General features: G+C 69.0%; 3 protein-coding genes. All 3 read right to left on the bottom strand.

Annotated features, from left to right (window positions below; translation table 11 throughout):
• On the bottom strand, positions 1–321 hold a 321-nt coding region (locus tag AC5RUJ_RS16080), incomplete at its 3' end, for a hypothetical protein (RefSeq protein ID WP_494156221.1).
• Positions 322–725: 404 nt separating this feature from the next.
• On the bottom strand, positions 726–1064 hold the full coding sequence (locus tag AC5RUJ_RS16075; RefSeq protein ID WP_494129001.1) for a P-II family nitrogen regulator: 339 nt from the start codon (positions 1062–1064) through the stop codon (positions 726–728).
• Positions 1061–1604 (bottom strand): ammonium transporter (locus tag AC5RUJ_RS16070; protein WP_494156220.1); only part of this gene is annotated, 544 nt, incomplete at its 5' end. The genes AC5RUJ_RS16070 and AC5RUJ_RS16075, both read right to left, overlap by 4 nt.

The raw sequence follows: 1604 nt of genomic DNA, 5'->3' as shown, positions 1-1604 counted from the left end.
CGGGCGGAGCACGGCCAGGCGGTGCACGGCCCGCAGCCTGCGGGACTGGGTCCAGGCCTCGTGTTTGCGCACCGCCTGGAGGTAGTCGAGGGTCGACCAGTCGTCCAGGGCCGCGGGGTCGGTGCCGGCGAGCAGGCCTGCCAGTTCCGCCGGTCCCAGCTCCTGCCAGTCGTCCGCCCACCCCCGCGGGACCGGTACCGGTTCGGCGGCACCATTGTCGGGCGCGGCACCGTCGTCGGGCCCGGCACCGTCGTCGGACGCGGCAGGGGAGCCGGAGGATTCCTCCGGCTCCTGTGCCTCGTCCAACGGTTCCGCTGCCATACTTCAACGCTACGCAGCCCACGCCCCGGGTAGAACGGGTCTTCGAGGAAAGTGCATAACCTGCCCCCGACACCTGCCTGTGTAGGACAACTCAGCCGGCGAATGGCTGAACGGGAAACCGTCATTCCCTGTGTAGGACAACTCAGCCAGCCAATGGCTGAACGGGGAACCGTCCTTCCCTGTGTAGGACAACTCAGCAGGCTAACGGCTAAACGCGAAGCCGACGGGTGCGTCTCGAGGGGAAACCAGCCCACCGTCATGCGACGAAACCGCGGCACCGCCGCGGTTTCCGGGCCGCCGCAGACACCGCGAGTGCACCCGCGCACAGGAAGACCCGGTTGCTCCGGACGCCGCAGGGGCGGCCGGAACAACCGGGCCAGGGAAATCTGCCAAAGGTTCCAGTCCTAGATGGCAGCCTCGCCGCGTTCGCCGGTTCTGACGCGGACCGCTTCCTGCACATCCACCAGCCAGACCTTGCCGTCGCCCGGGCGGCCGGTGTTGGCTGTGGCCACGAGGACGTCGACGATGTCGTCGGCCAAATCGTCCCCCACCAAGACCTCGACGCGGACCTTGGGCAGCAGGTCCACCGTGTACTCGGCGCCGCGGTAGACCTCCGTGTGGCCGCGCTGCCGCCCGTACCCGCTGGCCTCACTGACGGTCAGCCCTTGGACCCCGTAGCTTTCCAAGCTGTTGCGGACTGCCTCCAGCTTTTCCGGCCGGATGATTGCGGTGACCAGTTTCATGCGTTGACCTCTTCCTTGATCGTGCTGCGGGCGCTGGGGTCGGTTGCCGGGTGCGGGATGAATGTTCCGCCGGTGCCCAGGCCGCCGAATTCGTAGGCGGATTCGGCGTGCTGGGCGAGGTCCACGCCGGTGACCTCATCCTCTGCAGTCACCCGGAAGCCAAGGGTCTTGTGGATCGCCAAGCCGATGATCAGGGTCAGCACGCCAGAGAACACCATGGAGACCAGCGCCGCCACGGCCTGCGCCCCCAGTTGGGCGACGCCGCCGCCGTAGAAGAGACCACCGCCTGCACCCTGGACCGGCAGGGCGATGAAGCCCAGGGCCAGCGTTCCGACCAGGCCGGCAACCAGGTGGACGCCCACCACATCCAGCGAGTCGTCGTAGCCCAGCCTGTACTTCAGCCCCACCGCCAGCGCGGCCAGCACGCCCGCCACCAGGCCCAGACCCACCGCACCCAGGGGGGATACGTTGGCGCAGGCCGGGGTGATGGCCACCAGACCCGCGACCACACCCGAGGCCGCCCCGAGGGACGTGGGGCGG

It is taken from the genome of Arthrobacter sp. Y3223164, from assembly GCF_059091005.1.
The sequence above is the reverse complement of the archived record's forward strand: the minus strand, read 5'-3'. Positions and strand labels throughout refer to the sequence as shown.

What these genes read in the sequence shown, in the direction of transcription:
- AC5RUJ_RS16075 (WP_494129001.1), bottom strand. Translation starts at nt 1,064, where the DNA reads ATGAAACTGGTCACCGCAATCATCCGGCCGGAAAAGCTGGAGGCAGTC.